The sequence below is a fragment of the Streptomyces sp. NPDC030893 genome, assembly GCF_055571535.1.
In genome coordinates, this window is record NZ_JBVIFC010000039.1 from 1 (window position 1) to 1,051 (window position 1,051).

Sequence of the window (1,051 nt, forward strand, 5' to 3'; positions counted from 1 at the left end):
TGGGCTTCCAGGGCCCGGCGCTGGTCGTGGACCGCGGTGAGCGAGCGGGCCAGCGACGGGATGACCACGTCGAGGGTGCCGGTTCCCGGGACCACGACGGTCTGTTCGTCGAGGGCGTCGAAGACGTCGTCGACCAGCCGGGCCGCCATGCGGGGGGCCTTGGGACGGATCACCTCGACGAGTCTGCGGCGGCCGGCTTTCCGCAGGGCGTTCGGGGATCCGTATCGCTCGAGGAGCCAGGTGACGGCGGGGTGGTCCAGCCGCGGGCCCAGGACCCGCTCGAGGCTGGGGTGGAACTGGGTCAGCAGACCGCGTATCCGGTTCGAAGTGCGGGTGGCCTCGGCCGCGAGGTCCTGGTCGAAGCCGGTCAGCACCGTGAGCTCGGCGGTGATCTCGTCGGTCAGCTCCAGCGAACGCAAAGTGTGAGGCATCGTCCGGGCCGCGTCCGCGATCACCGCCGCGTCCTTCGCATCGGTCTTCGCCTCGCCTGGATAGAGGTCGGCGATCCGTCGCATCGCGAGTCCGGGCAGGTAGGCGACCTCGCAGCCGGCGTCGCGGGCGACGGTCACAGGCAGGGCGCCGATAGAGGCGGGCTGGTCCACGATCACTAGGACGGTGCCGAACTTGGCCTTGAGCTTGTCGAAGACAGCCCGCAGCTTCGGTTCGCTGTTGGGCATCGGCTTGTCGAAGACCTTCTTCCCGGCCGGGGTGAGCCCGTGGCCGTGGTGGGCGGTCTTGCCGACGTCCATCCCGAGGAAGACGCCCACGCCTTCGGTGTCTAACATCGCACCCTTCCCAGGTGATTGACCGTGCCGGCCTCGGCAATGGCACCGTGCTCGCGCATCCACGTTATGTAGACCTGCCGCCCACGTCTTTGCCCGGCATTGCGCCGGACCGGGCGGTGGCCGGGTCTCTCATCAGCGTCTCCGACGGCACCTCCCAGGCCCGGCGACACCACCCCCCAGGTCATCCGTTCGACAGAGGGGACACAGTCATACCGGGCCCGGAGGCCAGCAGCCCCATTGCAGGACCGCGAAAAACATAACGGGGG

At 69.1% G+C, this 1,051-nt stretch carries 1 protein-coding gene; it reads right to left on the reverse strand.

What is annotated here, in order from left to right:
- Positions 1–785, reverse strand: a 785-nt coding sequence (locus ACZ434_RS32700; protein ID WP_468462354.1) for an IS110 family transposase, incomplete at its 3' end; no start/stop codon positions are given.
- Between the last annotated feature and the right edge of the window lie 266 nt (positions 786–1,051).